General features: G+C 37.4%; 1 protein-coding gene. It reads right to left on the bottom strand.

Annotated features, from left to right (window positions below; genetic code table 11):
• Window positions 1-77 precede the first annotated feature (77 nt).
• Window positions 78-521, bottom strand: a 444-nt coding sequence (locus GJS40_RS01520) for a transposase (protein ID WP_270895589.1), incomplete at its 5' end; no start/stop codon positions are given.

Here is a 521-nt window from a genome sequence, read left to right as displayed (position 1 = left end):
GAGTCAATTTCATAATTGCTCTTTTTAAAAATACACAGATATACAGAATTTCTAAATTGTATTTTTAAAAACAGAAATCATGAAGCATTTTGTTGATTCAATTGTGCATTAATACGATCTGCTGCGAGTTTTGAAGCGTTGTAAACAAGTGTTACGATGTCAAAGTGAACTTTCGCACGTTTTCCTGTACGATAGCGAACATTGTTAAGCTGAAAGAACTCCTTAAGATAGGAATTCACACGTTCTACAGCGGTGCGACGTTTGAAGATGTTTTTCCATGCTTGTGAACCACGCGCTGGTGCGGTATATCTTCGCAGGTCTGTCGTGATTTTCACTTTATAAACCTTTTGGCAAATCCCTTCGTTAGCTAGTGGACATTCTTTACACTCTTTCGGACTTGTATATTTTAAGGTTTCGTATTTCTTATCGAAGCTATCATAACGATAGGAGTGCTCTCTAAAACAAGTGGGGGCAAAGTGTTTATCAAAACCGATGGGTTCCCTTTCGTTTCGCTTATTGTA

This window comes from Aliibacillus thermotolerans (genome assembly GCF_027853235.1).
GTDB lineage: Bacteria > Bacillota > Bacilli > Bacillales > Marinococcaceae > Aliibacillus > Aliibacillus thermotolerans.
Note: the sequence above shows the minus strand (reverse complement) of the source record. Positions and strands in the feature narration are given on the sequence as shown.